The organism is Nocardiopsis flavescens, assembly GCF_900141985.1.
Classification (GTDB): Bacteria; Actinomycetota; Actinomycetes; order Streptosporangiales; family Streptosporangiaceae; genus Nocardiopsis; species Nocardiopsis flavescens.
Genome location: NZ_FQZK01000016.1, coordinates 85,662 through 100,988, shown reverse-complemented (window position 1 = coordinate 100,988; position 15,327 = coordinate 85,662). Strand labels below are relative to the sequence as shown.

13 protein-coding genes are annotated in these 15,327 nt (G+C 75.9%); 9 read left to right on the top strand and 4 right to left on the bottom strand.

The window, feature by feature from the left end:
- The first annotated feature begins 227 nt into the window (after nucleotides 1-227).
- Both BUE45_RS22780 and BUE45_RS22775 read left to right on the top strand, forming a co-directional pair.
- A complete protein-coding gene (locus BUE45_RS22780) occupies nucleotides 228-1,181 on the top strand; it encodes a 1-phosphofructokinase family hexose kinase (RefSeq protein ID WP_073381487.1) in 954 nt (317 codons plus the stop codon).
- 32 nt (nucleotides 1,182-1,213) lie between these two features.
- Nucleotides 1,214-1,477: an HPr family phosphocarrier protein gene (locus BUE45_RS22775; protein ID WP_073381486.1), complete on the top strand. Its 264-nt coding sequence runs from the start codon at nucleotides 1,214-1,216 to the stop codon at nucleotides 1,475-1,477.
- A gap of 152 nt (nucleotides 1,478-1,629) precedes the next feature.
- Here the strand turns inward: BUE45_RS22775 and BUE45_RS22770 are convergent, their stop codons facing one another.
- Nucleotides 1,630-2,394, bottom strand: coding sequence for an SDR family NAD(P)-dependent oxidoreductase (locus BUE45_RS22770; protein WP_073381485.1), 765 nt, complete (start codon nucleotides 2,392-2,394; stop codon nucleotides 1,630-1,632).
- 212 nt (nucleotides 2,395-2,606) lie between these two features.
- On the opposite strand from BUE45_RS22770, the gene BUE45_RS22765 reads away from it, so the two are divergent.
- Nucleotides 2,607-3,857, top strand: coding sequence for an MFS transporter (locus BUE45_RS22765; RefSeq protein ID WP_073381484.1), 1,251 nt, complete (start codon nucleotides 2,607-2,609; stop codon nucleotides 3,855-3,857).
- A gap of 91 nt (nucleotides 3,858-3,948) precedes the next feature.
- On the top strand, nucleotides 3,949-4,986 hold the full coding sequence (locus BUE45_RS22760; protein WP_073381482.1) for a nitronate monooxygenase: 1,038 nt from the start codon (nucleotides 3,949-3,951) through the stop codon (nucleotides 4,984-4,986).
- Between the two features lie 245 nt (nucleotides 4,987-5,231).
- Here the strand turns inward: BUE45_RS22760 and BUE45_RS22755 are convergent, their stop codons facing one another.
- Complete coding sequence (locus BUE45_RS22755) at nucleotides 5,232-5,696, bottom strand: MarR family winged helix-turn-helix transcriptional regulator (RefSeq protein WP_073381473.1); 465 nt, start codon at nucleotides 5,694-5,696, stop codon at nucleotides 5,232-5,234.
- Between the two features lie 57 nt (nucleotides 5,697-5,753).
- On the opposite strand from BUE45_RS22755, the gene fepB reads away from it, so the two are divergent.
- Both fepB and BUE45_RS22745 read left to right on the top strand, forming a co-directional pair.
- Nucleotides 5,754-6,743, top strand: coding sequence for a Fe2+-enterobactin ABC transporter substrate-binding protein (fepB, locus tag BUE45_RS22750; RefSeq protein WP_178378620.1), 990 nt, complete (start codon nucleotides 5,754-5,756; stop codon nucleotides 6,741-6,743).
- Nucleotides 6,744-7,069: 326 nt separating this feature from the next.
- Complete coding sequence (locus tag BUE45_RS22745) at nucleotides 7,070-9,607, top strand: penicillin acylase family protein (protein ID WP_178378619.1); 2,538 nt, start codon at nucleotides 7,070-7,072, stop codon at nucleotides 9,605-9,607.
- Between the two features lie 55 nt (nucleotides 9,608-9,662).
- On the opposite strand, the gene BUE45_RS22740 is transcribed toward BUE45_RS22745, so the two are convergent.
- Nucleotides 9,663-10,541, bottom strand: coding sequence for an oxidoreductase (locus tag BUE45_RS22740; RefSeq protein ID WP_073381469.1), 879 nt, complete (start codon nucleotides 10,539-10,541; stop codon nucleotides 9,663-9,665).
- A 79-nt stretch (nucleotides 10,542-10,620) separates the two neighbouring features.
- Between BUE45_RS22740 and BUE45_RS22735 the strand changes: the two genes are divergently transcribed.
- On the top strand, nucleotides 10,621-11,205 hold the full coding sequence (locus tag BUE45_RS22735; protein ID WP_073381467.1) for a TetR/AcrR family transcriptional regulator: 585 nt from the start codon (nucleotides 10,621-10,623) through the stop codon (nucleotides 11,203-11,205).
- A gap of 178 nt (nucleotides 11,206-11,383) precedes the next feature.
- Here BUE45_RS22735 and BUE45_RS22730 read toward each other — a convergent pair whose 3' ends face one another.
- On the bottom strand, nucleotides 11,384-12,904 hold the full coding sequence (locus BUE45_RS22730; protein WP_245833412.1) for a hypothetical protein: 1,521 nt from the start codon (nucleotides 12,902-12,904) through the stop codon (nucleotides 11,384-11,386).
- 59 nt (nucleotides 12,905-12,963) lie between these two features.
- Between BUE45_RS22730 and BUE45_RS22725 the strand changes: the two genes are divergently transcribed.
- Together BUE45_RS22725 and BUE45_RS22720 are read left to right on the top strand one after the other, a co-directional pair.
- Nucleotides 12,964-14,571, top strand: a complete 1,608-nt coding sequence (locus tag BUE45_RS22725) for a sensor histidine kinase (protein ID WP_073381465.1) — start codon at nucleotides 12,964-12,966, stop codon at nucleotides 14,569-14,571.
- A gap of 9 nt (nucleotides 14,572-14,580) precedes the next feature.
- The gene (locus BUE45_RS22720; protein WP_281256364.1) at nucleotides 14,581-15,258 is read left to right on the top strand and encodes a response regulator; all 678 of its coding nucleotides are present in this window, start codon (nucleotides 14,581-14,583) and stop codon (nucleotides 15,256-15,258) included.
- Nucleotides 15,259-15,327: the final 69 nt, after the last annotated feature.

Genomic DNA, 15,327 nt, shown 5'->3' with positions numbered 1-15,327 from the left:
GGGACCCCCGAACGCCCACGTCCGCGACCCCCCGGGGCGGGCGCCTTCCCCCCTCCGGAGGACGACTTCCCGGAAACCCTGTGACCACCCCCGACAGGCCTCCGCACCAGGCCACGGAACCGGAAACAAGAGGACAACAGTGTTGACACACACAGATGAACACACATAATCAAAGACAGTCCAACATCCATACCGGGCCGGGCGCAGCGACCGCGAAAAGAGCTCCCATGATCCTGACCCTCACCCCCAACCCGAGCGTGGACCACACCCTGGAGGTGGACCGTCTCGCCCGAGGCGAGGTCCTGCGGGTCGACGCCACGCGCGCCCAGGCAGGAGGGAAGGGCGTCAACGTCGCCCGGGCCCTGCACCTGGCGGGCGTGGACACCCGCGCGATCCTGCCGGTCGGCGGAGGCGGCGGCGCCGAACTGACGGCGCTGCTCGACGACCTGCCCCGGCTGACCGTCCCCATCGAGGGCGAGACCCGCGCCAACGTCGCGGTCACCGAGGCCGACGGCACCACCACCAAGCTCAACGCCCCGGGCCCCGCCCTCTCCCCCACCGAGGCCGACGGCCTGCTGGCGGCGCTGGAGGGCGAACTCTCCCAGCGCCCCGAGTGGATCGTGGCCAGCGGCAGCCTCCCGGCCGGCGCCGGGGAGGACTTCTACGTCCGGGTCGCCGGGCTGGCCGCCGAATACGGCGTCCCGCTGGCCCTGGACACCTCGGGCAAGCCGCTGGAGGCGGCGGTACGCGCCGGCTCCCTCGGCCTGCTCAAGCCCAACCTGGAGGAGCTGTCGGAGCTGACCGGCACCTCCCCCTCGACCGTCGGCGAGGTCGTGGCGGCCGTCCGCGAACTCCTCGCGCAGGGCAACGGCTCCGCCCTCGTGACGCTGGGCGGAGGCGGTGCCATACTCGTCTGGCCCGAACAGGCGTGGTGGGCGCGCGGCCCCCGGGTCCGCACGCGCAGCACCGTGGGCGCGGGCGACTGCGCCCTCGCCGGGTACCTCACTCCGGCCGACTCCCCGGTCGACCGCTTGCGCAACGCGGTGGCCTGGGGGACGGCGGCGGTGTCCCTGCCCGGAACGACCATCCCCACACCCGACGACGTCCGCCCGGACGCCGTCGAAGTGGTGACCGAACCCGATCCCTCCTGGTCCCTCGACTCGCTCGCCGAGCGCACCTGACCGGCCCCTCGACCCCTCTCAAGGAGCAGTAGATGCCCCAGCGCACCGTTGCCGTCGGTTCCGCCCAAGGACTGCACGCGCGGCCCGCCACCCTTTTCGTCCAGGCCGCCACCGCCACCGGCCTGCCCGTCACCATCGCCGCCGAGGGCAAGGACCCGGTGAACGCGAGCAGCATGCTCGCCGTGATGACCCTGGGGGCCAAGCACGGCGACGAGGTGACCCTGACCGCCGAGGGCGAGGGCGCCGACGCCGCCCTGGACTCCCTGGCGGAGCTGCTGGCCTCCGAACTCGACTAGGACCGGCCCCCGGCCCGCCGCGGCCCGCCCGCCGCCGTCCCCCCGGGGACACGGCAGGGCCGCCGGCGGCGGGCCGGAGGAGTCCGGCCGTACACGGACGCCCGACCCGCGAAGTGCCGCGGGGCGGGCGTCCGGCGTTTCGGAGGCGCGGGTCAGCCCTGTTCGGGGGCGACCCGGTGGACCTTGTGCTGGGCGGCCTGGGCGCGGGGGCGGAGCACCATCAGGTCGATGTTGACGTGCTGGGGCCGGGTGACCGCCCACACCACGGCGTCCGCGACGTCCTCGGCGGTGAGCGGGTCGGGCACGCCCGCGTACACGGCCTCGGCGGCGTCGGCGTCCCCGCGCATGCGGTTGAGCGAGAACTCGTCGGTCTTGACCATGCCGGGGGCGATCTCCAGCACCCGGACGGGCTGACCGCACAGCTCCAGGCGCAGCGTCGCGGCCAGGGCGTGCGCGCCGTGCTTGGCCGCCGCGTACCCGCCGCCGCCCTCGTAGACCACGTGCCCGGCCACGGAGCCGACCACCAGGACCGTGCCCGCGCCGCCGGCGACGAGCAGGGGCAGCAGCGCCTGGGTGAGGTGGAGCACGCCCAGCACGTTGACCTCGTACATCGCCCGCCAGTCCGCGGGGTCCGCCTCGGCCACGGTCTCGGTGCCGACGGCGCCGCCCGCGTTGTTGACCAGTACGTCGCAGGAGTCCAGCTCCGCGGCGAAGGCGTCGACGGCGGCGCGGTCGGTGACGTCCAGGGCGCGGGCGCGGGCGCGGTGCCCGGCTCCGACGAGCTCGGCGGCCAGCCGCTCGACACGGTCCGCGCGGCGGGCGACCAGGACCACGTCGTAGCCCCGGGCGGCCAGGCCCCGGGCGGTGGCGGCGCCGATACCGCTGCTGGCGCCGGTGACGACGGCGGTCGCTGTCATGTGGGTCCTCCCCCTGCAAGGTCGCTGTCGCGCCGAGCGTATCCGGGGGCGGGGGCCGCGGGCCGCGCGCCCCCGGCGCACCCGCGCGGCGGGGCCGGGAAATCCGATGGCACCGAAAACGGAAGCGGTGCTAGCGTGGAATCCCCCTCCGGAATTTCCACACATTCCGCATACCCTTTTTCGGATATCCCGCCCTTTTCGGGAGGCCCGCCGTGCATCCAGGGGAACCGCCCCCGCGCCCGCCCCTACTCCGCAGGTACGCCCTTTTCTCCCTGGGCGCGACCACGGCCGACTTCGCTTTCGGCGCGGTGTTCATCACCGTTCTCCTGGACCGGGGCACGGACCCCGGCACCCTGGGCGCGCTGATCGCCGTGTCCACCCTCTTCGGGCTGGTGGCGGAGGCGCCCAGCGGGGCGCTGGGCGACCGGTACGGGCACCGGCGGCTGCTCTCCGTGGGCCTGGTGGTCTGGGGCGCGGGCTTCGCCCTGTTCGGCTGGGCCGACGCCCTGGCCCCCACCCTGGCCGGAGCGGTGCTGTGGGCGGTGGGGTTCCACCTGCACACGGGCACGCTGACCGCGCTGGTGGTCAACCGGGTGGGCGTGCGCGACCGCACCGCCCGGGTGGCCCGGGTGACGCGCTGGGGCCAGGTCGCCTCCCGCCTGGGCGGGGTGGCGGGCGCCGCCTCGGTGATGGTCGCCGGGACCTGGCTCTCCGCCGACCTGCTCGTCCTGGCCGCGGGTGTGCTGCTGGTGGCCCTGGGACTGGCGGCCCCGCTGGCCTTCCCGCCCGCGCCGGGCCGGCCGGGCACCTCGGTGGCCGGGCTGCTGAGGGAGTCCGCGGCGGCGCTGGCGGGGCGGCGGTTCGTGCCGCTGGCCGTCACGGTGGTCGGCCTCACCCTGGCCAAGGTGGTCCTGGTGATCTGCTGGCAGCCCCTGGTGGCGCGGGAGTACGGGGGCGACGTCCGGTTCAACGGCCTGGTGCTGCTGGGCATGAGCCTGGCGCTGGCGGCGGGCGCGGCCTGCTCCCGGTTCGCCGACCACCGGAGGCCGCACCTGTGGACTCCGCTGGGGACGGTCGCCACCACGGTGCCGCTGTTCCTGGCGGCCTGGGGGGCGCTGCCGCTGCTCGTCGGCCTGGTCCTGGCCGAATTCCTGCTCGGACTGGCCCTGGCGCTGTTCTCGGCGTGGGAACACCTCATGTACAGCGACGCGGCGCGCAATACGCTTTTCTCGGTGATGTCATTTCTGGGGCTGGCCGTGGTCGGGGCCGCATACGCTGTTTTCGGATGGGCGTGGGAGGCGTGGGGAATCGAAACGGCGATGTCGGCGCTTCTGGGGCTGGCCGTGGCGATCGCGGCCGCGGTGGTGCCGCTGGCATTCGCCTTTCCCGAATCCCGCCGTTTCTTCGACCCCGGCGCGGCCGGGGGGACGGCGCGGGAGCGGGAGGCGGGTGCCGTCGAGTGACCCGGGCGGCGGGCCGGGCCGGGTCGCCCCGGGGCCCCGGCGCCGGTTCCGTTAGCCTGCCCGTGCACGTGTCGGGGAGAGCGGGGGGATCATGAGTCATCTGTCGGATCTGCTGCGGGAACGGCCGCTCGTGCAGGCGCCCATGGCGGGCGGCACCTCCACCCCGGAGCTGGTGGAGGCGGTGGTGCGCGCCGGGGGGACCGGCTTCCTCGCCGCCGGCTACCTGGCACCGGAGCGGGTGGAGGAGCAGGTCGCGCAGGTGCGCGGACGCGGGGTGTCGGCGTTCGGGGTGAACGTGTTCGTGCCGGGGCCGGCGGCGGACCCCGCCGTGGTGGAGGGCTACCGGGGCGAGCTGCACGCGGAGGCCGAGCGGTACGGCGTGGAGCCGGGTGCGCCGGCCCACGACGACGACGCCTGGGACGCCAAGATCGACCTGCTGGAGCGGCTCGGCGTCCCCGTCGTGAGCTTCACCTTCGGCTGCCCGGACGGCAACGTGCTGCGCCGCCTCCAGGAGGCGGGATCCGCGGTCGTCGTCAGCGTGACCTCGGTGGACGAGGCGCTGCTGGCGGTGGCGCGCGGCGCCGACGGCGTCTGCGCCCAGGGCGCGGAGGCGGGAGGCCACCGGGCCGCGTTCGACCCGGCGCGGGACGGGAACCTGCCCGCGGTGGAGCTGGTGGCCGCGGTGGCCGGGGCCGTCGAGGCCCCGGTGATCGGCGCGGGCGGGGTCATGACGGGCGGCGACGCGGCGGCCCTGCTGGACGCGGGGGCCGCGGCGGTGCAGGCGGGGACGGCGTTCCTGCGGTGCCCCGAGAGCGGCGCCCGGCCCGCCCACAAGCGGGCCCTGGCCGACCCCGCCCTCACCGGGACCGCGCTGACCCGGGCGTTCACCGGGCGCCCGGCGCGCGGCCTGGTCAACCGGTTCGTCACCGAGCACCCCGAGGCGCCCGACGCCTATCCCGAACTGCACCACATGACCCGGCCGCTGCGGGCCGCCGCCGCCCGGGCGGGCGACGCCGGGGGCATGGCGCTGTGGGCCGGGACGGGTTTCCGGCGGGCCACCGACGACCCCGCGGCCGAGGTGGTGGGGCGGATGCGCCGGGAGGCCGCCCTGGCGGGCGCCCGCCTCTGACGGCGGCCGGGCCCGGGGCGCGCCGTCCGCGGGCCCCGGGTCCGGGGGCGGCGCTCCCGGTCGCCGGCGGCGAAGGCCGGGGCGGCGGGGAGCCCGGCGCGCCGGACGCGCTCCCGGTACACCTCGGGGCCCGGGCCGCCCCGGCGGCGCCGGGGGTGGGGACGCGTTCGGACCTGACGGTGCGCTTGAGGCACGGAGGGATCGTGCGGGTCCGCATGCGGCCCCTTCCTCGCCGGTGGCGCGGCTCAGGTCTCGGGGACGGCCTCCACCTCGGCCATCAGGTGGTACAGCGCGGTGATCCGGTCCTCGGGCAGGGCGCTGAGCGGGGACCGGGCCGTGAGCCCCGCGCCGATGGCCTCGACCACCCGGGTGCCCTCCGGCGTCGGCCGGGCCATCCGCATGCGCCGGTCGCTGATGGAGGAGATCTTCCTGACCAGCCCACGCTCCTCCAGCTCCCGGGTGACGACGGAGATCCGCGACGCGGTGCAGCCCAGCTGCCGGGCCAGCGCCCCCTGGGAGGAGACGTCGTGCAGGGCGCGCAGGGTACGGGCCTGGAACGCGGTGAGCCCGTGCTCCCCCGCCAGTTCGGAAAGCAGGCCCTCCACGCGGTGGGCGACGCGCAGCAGCGCCTCGCCCGCGTCCCGGGTCGAGGGCGCGCGGTGGGCGGTCGGCCCGGGCGCCCCCGGGGCCGTCGGCGATGTGGCCTTCATCCTTCCCCCACTTCCACGGATTGACATTTAGGATAGCCATACCTAAATATGCTTGTCATGAAGCAAGCAACACTCCTGCACAGCCTAGCCGCCGGCTCCGCACTGGTCATGGCCCTCACCGCCTGCGGTTCCGGGAGCGGCGACGAGACCGCCGGGCCGCAGGACACCGGTGCCGGGGAGACCCGCACCGTCTCCCACGTCTACGGCGAGACCGAGATCCCCGCCGCGCCCGAGAGCGTGGTGGCGGCCAGCGTCACCGCGGCCCCCGTCCTGCTCAGCCTGGACGTGCCCGTGGTCGCCGCGGGCACCACCAGCCCCAGCGCCCTCACCGACGACCGGGGCTTCTTCGCCCAGTGGGCGCCGGTCGCCGAGGAGCGCGGGGTGGAGCCGCTGCCCGGCCCGGAGATCTCGCTGGAGGCGATCGCGACCGCGGCGCCCGACCTCATCGTCGGCAACGGGTTCGGCGCGGACGCCATCGACGAGGCGACCTACGAGAAGCTCTCCGAGATCGCGCCCACCGTGGTGTACGGCGAGGGCGACGCGGCCTGGACCGACCTGACCGAGCAGTACGCCCGGGCGCTGGACCGCACCGAGCGGTTCGCGGAGATCACCGCGGAGTACGACGCCCTGGTGGAGGAGTCCTCGGCGGAGGTCTCCACCGAGCACCCGGTGGCGATCCTCAGCGTGACCCCCCACGGGTTCAACGTGTTCACGGCCGAGTCCGCCCAGGGCCGGCTGGCCACCGACCTGGGGCTGACGCTCCAGGAACTCCCCGAGGACGCGGCGGCCGACAGCACGCAGGGCGCGCGCGGCGACATCGTCGGCGTGGCCCACGAGAACGCCGACGCCCTGGGGGAGGCGACCCTGCTGTTCGTCAACCCGCAGGGCGAGGAGGTCGGCTCCTACCCGGACACGGCACCGCTCCTGGAGAGCCTGCCCGCCTGGGAGGACGACCGCGCCTTCACCCTGGGGCCGTCGTCGTTCCGGATGGACTACTACAGCGTCCCCCTGCTGGCCGAGCGCCTGACCGAGGCCCTCCCCTCCTGACCCCGCGCCCCGCCCGGCCGCCCCGCCGCGGAGGCGGGCCGGACGGAGAGGGGCGGACCGCCGCGCGGGCACGCGACCGGGGCACGGATTCCGAGCACGCGCGCCCCTTGTACGCGACCGCCGGGGCGCCTGGACCGGAAGCCGGCGGGCCGCCGCGCGGACCCGCCGCCGGGGAACGGACCCCGGCCCGCGGACCCGGCGGCCGGGGACACTCCGGCTCCGTTCCGGCGCGGGCCCGACACCGCCGGTTTACCCACAGGTAACAATTGGGTCCACCCGTCACATGACCCTAGAGAGTGTGAGCCGCCGCACCTTAAAGTTCCGCCATGGGTGTATTGCGGAAACGTGTACTTGTTCGTGTACTTTTGGGCGTTCTTTCGACCGTCGTGGTGCTGGCGCTCGTCGGCGCGCTCCTGGGTGTGTGGACGGTGCGCAGGTCGTTCCCGCAGACCACCGGCGAACTCGCCCTCCCCGGCCTGAACGCGGAGGTCACCGTCCTGCGCGACGGGAACGGCGTCCCCCACGTGTACGCCGACGACGCGCAGGACCTGTTCACGGCTCAGGGGTACGTGCACGCCCAGGACCGCTTCTGGGAGATGGACTTCCGCCGCCATGTGACGTCCGGGCGCACCGCCGAGCTGTTCGGCGAGGCCCAGGTGGACACCGACGTCTACCTGCGCACCATGGGCTGGCGGCACGTCGCCGAGCAGGAGTACGACCTGCTCTCCGCCGACACCCGCGGCTACCTGGACGCCTACGCCGCCGGCGTCAACGCCTGGCTGGAGGAGAACGACGGGGCCGGGGCGAGCCTGGAGTACGCGCTGCTGGGAGTGCTCAACGGCGGCCACACCATCGAGCCCTGGGACCCGGTGGACAGCCTGGCCTGGCTCAAGGCCATGGCCTGGGACCTGGGCGGCAACATGCGCGAGGAGACCGAGCGCGCGCAGCTGCTCGGCCTCGGGTTCACCGAGGAGCGGATCGCGGAGCTGTACCCGGAGTACCCCTACGAGCAGCACCGGCCGATCACCGACACCGACGAGCTCGCCACCGAGGGCCCCGGGGGCGACCCCGGCGACGCGCGGCGCGCCCCCGAGCTGCCCGCGCAGGCCGTCTCCGCCGTGGAGGCGGTGTACGAGCGGGCCCTGGCCCTGCCCGAGATGCTCGGCCCCAGGAGCACCCCCGACCTGGGCTCCAACTCCTGGGTCGTGGGCGGCGAGCACACCGAGTCGGGCCTGCCCCTGCTGGCCAACGACCCGCACCTGGGCGCCTCCATGCCCTCCACCTGGCACCAGGTGGGCCTGCACTGCACCGAGCTGGGCGAGTCCTGCCCGTTCGACGTCGCCGGGTTCGGCTTCGCCGGGCTGCCCGGCGTGGTCATCGGCCAGAACGAGTCCATCTCCTGGGGCTTCACCAACCTCAACCCCGACGTGATGGACCTCTTCGTCGAGCGCGTCGAGGGCGACTCCTACATCGTCGACGGCGAGGAGCGCCCGCTGGAGACCCGCGCCGAGACGGTGCGGGTCGCCGGCGGCGAGGACGTCGAGTTCACCGTCCGCTCCACCCACCACGGCCCGCTGCTGTCCGACACCGCCGCCGGGGAGGACCTGGCCGGGATCGCCGGGGACCCGCCGGTCGAGGGGGCCGAGGAGGGCGCCGAGTACGGGGTCGCGCTCCAGTGGACCGCGCTCTCCCCCGGCACCACCGCCGACGCGCTGTTCGTCATGAACCGCGCCCGCGACTGGGAGGACTTCCGGCGGGCCGCGGCCGGGTTCACGGTGCCCGCGCAGAACCTCGTCTACGCCGACGGCGAGGGCAACATCGGCTACCAGGCGCCCGGCGCGGTCCCCGTCCGCGGCGAGGGCGACGGCCGCTACCCCGCGCCCGGCTGGGACTCCGCCTACGACTGGGACGAGTACATCCCCTTCGAGGACCTGCCCAGCGTGTACAACCCCGAGTCCGGGTTCATCGTCACCGCCAACCAGTCCGGCGTGGACGCCGACTACCCGCACTTCCTCACCGACGACTGGGACTACGGCTACCGCTCCCAGCGCATCAACGACCTGCTGGAGGAGGCCGTCGCCGAGGGCCCGGTGACCGGCGCGGACATGTCGGAGATCCACATGGACTCCTACCACCTGGGCGCCGAGGCGATCGTCCCCCACCTGCTGGAGGCCGACGTGGAGGGCACCGCCGCCCAGGGGAGGGAGCTGCTGCGCGACTGGGACCTGTACACCGAGCCCGACTCCGCGGGGGCCGCGTTCTACCAGGCCACCTGGCGCCACCTGCTGCCGCTGCTGTTCGAGGAGCTGGACCCCGTCTCGATGACCGGCAACTCGCGCGGCATGTACGTGGTGGGCGGCCTGCTGGAGGACCCCGGCTCCTCCTGGTGGGAGGGCGAGGGCGCGAGCGGGCGCGACGCGGTGCTGGCCGCCGCGATGGAGGCCGCCGCCGCGGAGCTGACGGACCTGCTGGGCGAGGACCCCGCCGACTGGCGCTGGGGCGACCTGCACACCCTGACCGCGACCCACCAGTCGTTCGGCACCTCGGGCATCGGGGCCGTGGAGTGGCTGTTCAACCGCGGTCCGGTGGAGAGCTCCGGCGGCTCGGCGATCGTCAACGCCACCGGCTGGGACGACAAGGAGGGGTACGGGATCACGGCGGTGCCGTCGATGCGGATGGTCATCGACATGTCCGACCGCGACGCCTCCACCTGGATCCACCTGACCGGCAACTCCGGGCACGCGTTCCACCCCCACTACGACGACCAGCTGGAGCCGTGGAGCCGCGGGGAGACGATGTCGTTCGCGTTCACCGAGGACGCGGTGCGCGCGGCGGCGGTCGACGAGCTGACGCTCACCCCCTGAAGGCCCGCGCGCGCGGGGGCCGCACCGGACGGTGCGGGTCCCCGCGCCGCGCGGGTCAGCCCCGGAGCGGGAAGGAGACGCCGGTGCGCTCCTCCGACAGCTCCCACAGGCGGCGGGCGGCGCCGGCGTCGCGGGCGGCGGGGCTGCGCCAGGACGGGCCGGGGGCTCCGCCCGCGAGCCACCGCGGTCCGAAGAACCCCGCCGGGGGCACCTCCTGGGTGGCCGCGTAGAGCGTGGGCAGGGCCCCCGCCGCGGCGCTCTGGGCGAACAGCCGGTTCCCGATGCCGGTGAGGAGCGTCCGGGACACCGCGCCGGCGCCGTGGCTCTGGAGGTTGGTGGCGGCGTAGCCGGGGTGGGCGGCCACCGCCAGCACCGGCGACCCGGACTCGGTGAGGCGGCGCTGGAGCTCCAGGGTGAACAGCAGGTTGGCCAGCTTGGACTGGTTGTAGGCGCGGTAGGGGGTGTAGCCGCGCTCGAAGTCGACGTCGTCGAAGTTGATCCGCCGGGCCGCGGCGTGCAGTCCGGAGGAGAGCGTGACCACCCGGCCGGTGATGTGCTCCAGCAGCAGGTTGGTGAGGGCGAAGTGGCCCAGGTGGTTGGTGGCGAACTGGCGCTCGAACCCGTCGACGGTGCGGGACCGGGGCACGGCCATGACCCCCGCGTTGTTGACCAGCAGGTGGAGGCCGCCGCTCCAGGAGGCGGCGAAGCCGCGTACCGAGGAGAGGTCGGCCAGGTCCAGGCGGCGCACCTCCGTCTCGCCGGGCAGGTCAGCGGCGGCGGCGCGCCCCCGCTCCTCGTCGCGCACGGCGAGCACGACACGGGCTCCGCGGCGGGCCAGGACGCGGGCGGTCTCCAGGCCCAGTCCGCTGTTGGCCCCGGTGACGACGGCCGTGCGGCCGGTGAGGTCGGGCAGGACGACGGGTGTGCTGTTCATGCACTCACGGTAGGCACCCACCGGGAAGTTGTCAACGACAACAATATAGTCAGTGACAACATCTGTTTATCCTGGACCCATGACCGCTCGTCCCTATCACCACGGCGACCTCCGCGCCGTCCTGCTCGCGAGTGCCGAACGCACTTTGGCGGAGCGGGGTCCCGCCGCCCTGTCCCTGCGTGAACTGGCGCGGGAGGCCGGGGTGAGCCACGCCGCGCCCAGCCGCCACTTCCGGGACAAGACGGCCCTGCTCGACGCGCTCGCCCTCACCGGCTTCGAGCGTCTCACGGGCCGGATGGCCGCTGCCGCGGCCACGCCGGGCGACTTCCGCGAGGGCCTGCACGCCATGGCCCGCGTGTACGTCTCGTTCGCCCTGGGCAACGCCGCGCTGCTCGACCTCATGTACGCGCGCAAGCACGCCCCCGACGCGCCCCGGGAGCTGACCGAGCTGGTCGGCCGCCTGCTGGACAGCGTGATGGGCATCATCACCGAGGGGCAGCGGACCGGGGAGATCGTCCCGGGGGACCCCGGGGTGGTCGCGCTCACGGTGGCGTCCGCCCTCCAGGGGTTCGCCACCCTGAACTCCGGCGCCGCGCCGGAGGAGGCCGACGCCCTGCTGCCCGGGGTCGTGGACGTCCTCGTCACCGGCCTCCTCCCGCGCTGACGGGACCCGCGCGGGGCACCCGCCCCGGAGGAGGCCGACGCCCTGCCGCCCCGGGGCGTGGACCTCCTCGCCAGGCCTCCTCCCGCGCGAAGGCGCCGCGCCGGCACCGGCCGCGGGGAGGGCGGTCCGAACCGGACGGGCACCGCACGGCCGGCGCCGCCGGGGGCCGGGCGCCCCGTCAGCCCCCCGGCGGGGTGAACGGGTCGGCGGGCGGGTCGAACGGGATCCGCTCGTCCAGCAGCCACACCCAGTCGGGCCGCCAGCGCGGGTCCCGGCGGTCCATCTCGGCGGCGAGGTCGCCGACGGGCGCCCCGCCGCCGATCGCGAAGTCCTGCCCCGCCCACGCGGGCCAGTGGTCGTAGGCCCGGTCCACCTCGACCGCCTCCGGGGTGGCGCGCACGCGCAGGAAGAACCAGCGCCCGCGCTCGGGGTGGCCCTCGGCCCGGCGCAGCTCGAAGACCGGCAGGCCCGGGGACCCGTCCACCCGGGAGCCGTCGGCGGCGGTCAGGGAGGGCGAGGCCGACATCTCCCCCACCGACACCGTGTAGGCGACCGCGCCGCCGTGCTCGGCGGCCAGGCCGCGCAGGGCGGCGGACAGCTCGCGCAGGGGCGCGGTCTCCGGCGGCGCGGGGCGCTCCAGCTCGGCGCCCGCCCGCATCACCGGTTCGACGAGCAGGCACCACTCCTGACCGGAGAGCGTGCGCGGGCGCACGCGGTCGGCCGGGACCTCCGTCCCGGCGGGGACGGGGACGGCGTCGGGCGAGGTCCCCGCCAGGAGCCCGGCGCGGCGCAGCACGTCCGCCGCGGCCCCGGTGTCGCAGGCGGCCTCCTCCAGGAAGCGCAGGTCCGCCTCCGCGACGGAGCGGCGGCCGACCGCCTCCGCGAACCCCGCGACACGGGCCCGGAAGGCGTCGAAGTCCTCCTGCTCCGCCTCCTCCCACTCCTCCAGCTCCGCGAGGCGACCCTCCTCCAGGAGGTCGCTGATCGTGCCGGCGGTGCTCTCCGCGTCGGAGAACGCGTGCGCGTGGTAGCCGGCGCCGTCCTCCTCCACCCCCGCGGGGTAGGAGGAGCGCGACCACTCCCGCCCGTCCCACCAGTAGGCGAACCCGAGGGCGCCGCGCTCCTCGGCGCCCTCGATCCACTCCCAGGGCAGCCAGGCCGGGGCCTGGGCGAACAGGGCGGTGGGGTGGCGGAACGGGTTGGTGGTGTCGCCCGCCCGGTCCCAGCCGACCAGCAGGAAACGGCCGCCCTCCACCCGGACCAGCCGGGACCAGTTGCCGCCCCCGTCCTCCAGGAAGAGCGACCCGTCCGGGGCGATGCGCCGGAGCTCGGGCCAGAAGTCGCCCATGCCGGCGGCGACGGCGGCTCCGGACGCGGCGAAGGCCCAGAGGTCCTCGGGGTGGGGCAGGTGGTCGGCCGGGACGGGCATGGCGCGCTCCTGGAGGTGGTGGGTGCGGGCGCAGACTACCGCCCGCGAACAACGGAGCGGGAGGCCGGGACGCCGGCGCCACCGGGCGGGCGCCCCCGCGCGGGGTCCCGGGGCCCACCGCGGCGGGGCGGCGACGCCGTCGGCCCGTTCGGCCCCGTCGCGCAGGGCGGACTCGCCGAACACCCCGGCGGGCCGGGCGAAGGCCAGGGCGATGACGGCGGGGTTCTCGGCGGCGACGGCGACCGCCGCCCCCGACCGTGTCGCCCTCACCCGCCGCCTCCTGGAGGAGGCCTCCCTCCCGCGCGGAGCGGGCGCCTAGGGTCGGACCCATGAGCACGTCCGCGGACCGCCCCGCCACACGCCGGTTCGGGGCCGACCTGGGGCTGTGGGCCGCCCTCGGCGGCCTCACCGTCTTCGAGCTCTCCGGCTACCGCGCAAGCCTGCCCTGGTGGGAGGCGGGCGCCCTGCTCTCCGTCCTGGCCCTGGCCGCGGCCGTGGGCCTGTCCCGGAGCCGCCCCGACACCGCGGTCGCGATCACCCTGGCGGTCGCCGTCGCGGAGACGGCCGCCGCGGGCCTCTTCCTGACACAGACCCTGCTCCTCACCCCGTTCGTGTCCCTGGCCGCCCTGGCGCTGCTGGCCGGGCGGCGCTCGGGCCGGGCCGGGCCGATCGCCTCCATGGCGGTGACGGCCGCCCTGGTCGTCCTGGCCCTGTACACCGGCTCCACCCTGATGGCCTGGTCCGGCACCCGCGACCTGCTGTCCGGCCTGGTCGACGCACTCGGCGGGGCGCTCGGCCCGGTCGCCGCGCTCGTGTGCCCCTGGCTGCTGGGCCGCCACCTGATGTGGCGCAGCCGCTTCAACCACGGCGGCTGGGAGGTCGCCGAGCACATGGAGCGCACCCGGGCCGCCGAGGCCGACCGCGCCCGGCTGCGGGAGCGCGCCCGGATCGCCGCCCGCATCCACGACTCCCTCGGCCACGACCTGGCGCTGCTGGCGGTACGCGCCGCCGCCCTGGAGATGTCCTCGCAGGACTCCCCCGAGCGCGCGGCGTCGGCCGCCGGGGTGCGCGAGGCCGCGCACGCCACCACGCTGCGGTTGCGCGAGGTCATCGGCGTGCTCCGCGACGGGCCGGGCGGAGAGGAGGCGGGCACGGTGCCCGAGCTGGTCTCCGAGGCGGTCGACGCGGGCATGCGCGTGCGGCTGCTGCGCGAGGGCCCCGACCCCGATCCGCGCACACCCGGCGGCCGGGCGGTGGGGCGGGTGGTCCGCGAGGCCCTCACCAACGCCGCCCGGTACGCCCCCGGCGCCGACGTGGTCGTGCGGGTCGTGCGGGACGGCGGGCCGACCCGGGTGGAGGTGGCCGACACCGGGGCCGACACCCCCGCGGTGCCCGGGCGCGACGACGGGACCGGGCTGGCCGCGCTCCGCGCGGAGGTGGCCGCCCTGGGCGGAAGCCTCGACGCCGGGCCGCGCCCCGGCCCCGGGTTCGCGGTCCGCGCCCGGGTCCCCGACGGAGAGGCCGGGGACCCGGACCCCGCGCCCTCCCGCACCCGCCTGGCCCGGGAGGCGGCGCGCGCCGGGAGCCGCCGGAGCGTGCTCCTCGCGATCGCGGTCCCGGTCGCCATCGCCCTGCCCGCCGCGGCGGCCGGGTTCGCCCTGCTGTGGTGGACCGGGAGCAACTCGGTGCTGCCGCCCCGGGACTACGGGCGGATGCAGGTGGGCGACACCCGCGCGCAGGTCGAGGCGCTGCTGCCCCGGTACGCCTACCCCGAGCGGTCCGTGGACGGCGCGCCCCCGGCCCCGCCCGGCGCCGACTGCCGGTACCAGCTGGTGCGGCACGAGAACGGGCTGCCCCCGGTGTACCGGCTGTGCTTCGCCGACGGGGTCCTGGTGTCCAGGGAGATGATCGACCGGGAGGCCGCGGCCGACCAGTAGGGTGTGCGCGTGGAGACCGGGAAGGGCGCCGGGGCGCTGCGCGTGCTGCTGGCCGACGACGAGGCGATGATGCGCGCGGGACTGCGCGCCATCCTGTCCGCCGCCCCCGGGTTCGCGGTGGTGGGCGAGGCGGCCGACGGCGCCGAGGCGGTGGCCCTGACCGCCGAGCACCGGCCCGACCTCGTGCTCATGGACGTGCGCATGCCGCGGATGAACGGCCTGGACGCGGTGGAGGCCATCTCCTCCGCGTACCCCGGCACGGCGGTGGTCGTGCTGACGACCTTCGGCGAGGACGCCTACATCGAGCGGGCGCTGGCCGGCGGCGCCGACGGGTTCGTGCTCAAGACCGGCGACCCGCACCAACTGGTGGCCGGGCTGCGGGCGGTCGCGGACGGCGGCGCCTACCTGTCCCCCGAGGTGGCGCGCCGGGTGGTCGGCCTCCTCGACGGCTCCTCTCCGCGCCGTTCCCGCGCCACCCGCGCCCGAGCGCTGGTGGACCGGCTCACCGCGCGCGAACGGCAGGTGCTGGCGCTGGTCGGCGAGGGCTGCCCCAACGACGAGATCGCCCGCCGGCTGGGCATCGCGGCCGGGACCGTCAAGGTGCACGTGGGGTCGATCCTGACCCGGCTCGGTGTGGACAACCGGGTGCGGGCCGCGATCCTGGCCTACGAGGCCGGGCTGCTCTGACGCCGGGCGGGACCCGCCCCCGGCACCTCCCCGGGGAGGACCCCTACCCCTTTGTGCGTAGGAGGCCGC

Coding starts and splice junctions, on each gene's coding strand:
- BUE45_RS22780 (WP_073381487.1), top strand. CDS start 228: ATGATCCTGACCCTCACCCCCAACCCGAGCGTGGACCACACCCTGGAG.
- BUE45_RS22775 (WP_073381486.1), top strand. CDS start 1,214: ATGCCCCAGCGCACCGTTGCCGTCGGTTCCGCCCAAGGACTGCACGCG.
- BUE45_RS22770 (WP_073381485.1), bottom strand. CDS start 2,394: ATGACAGCGACCGCCGTCGTCACCGGCGCCAGCAGCGGTATCGGCGCC.
- BUE45_RS22760 (WP_073381482.1), top strand. CDS start 3,949: ATGAGTCATCTGTCGGATCTGCTGCGGGAACGGCCGCTCGTGCAGGCG.
- BUE45_RS22755 (WP_073381473.1), bottom strand. CDS start 5,696: ATGAAGGCCACATCGCCGACGGCCCCGGGGGCGCCCGGGCCGACCGCC.
- fepB (WP_178378620.1), top strand. CDS start 5,754: ATGAAGCAAGCAACACTCCTGCACAGCCTAGCCGCCGGCTCCGCACTG.
- BUE45_RS22745 (WP_178378619.1), top strand. CDS start 7,070: ATGGGTGTATTGCGGAAACGTGTACTTGTTCGTGTACTTTTGGGCGTT.
- BUE45_RS22740 (WP_073381469.1), bottom strand. CDS start 10,541: ATGAACAGCACACCCGTCGTCCTGCCCGACCTCACCGGCCGCACGGCC.
- BUE45_RS22735 (WP_073381467.1), top strand. CDS start 10,621: ATGACCGCTCGTCCCTATCACCACGGCGACCTCCGCGCCGTCCTGCTC.
- BUE45_RS22725 (WP_073381465.1), top strand. CDS start 12,964: ATGAGCACGTCCGCGGACCGCCCCGCCACACGCCGGTTCGGGGCCGAC.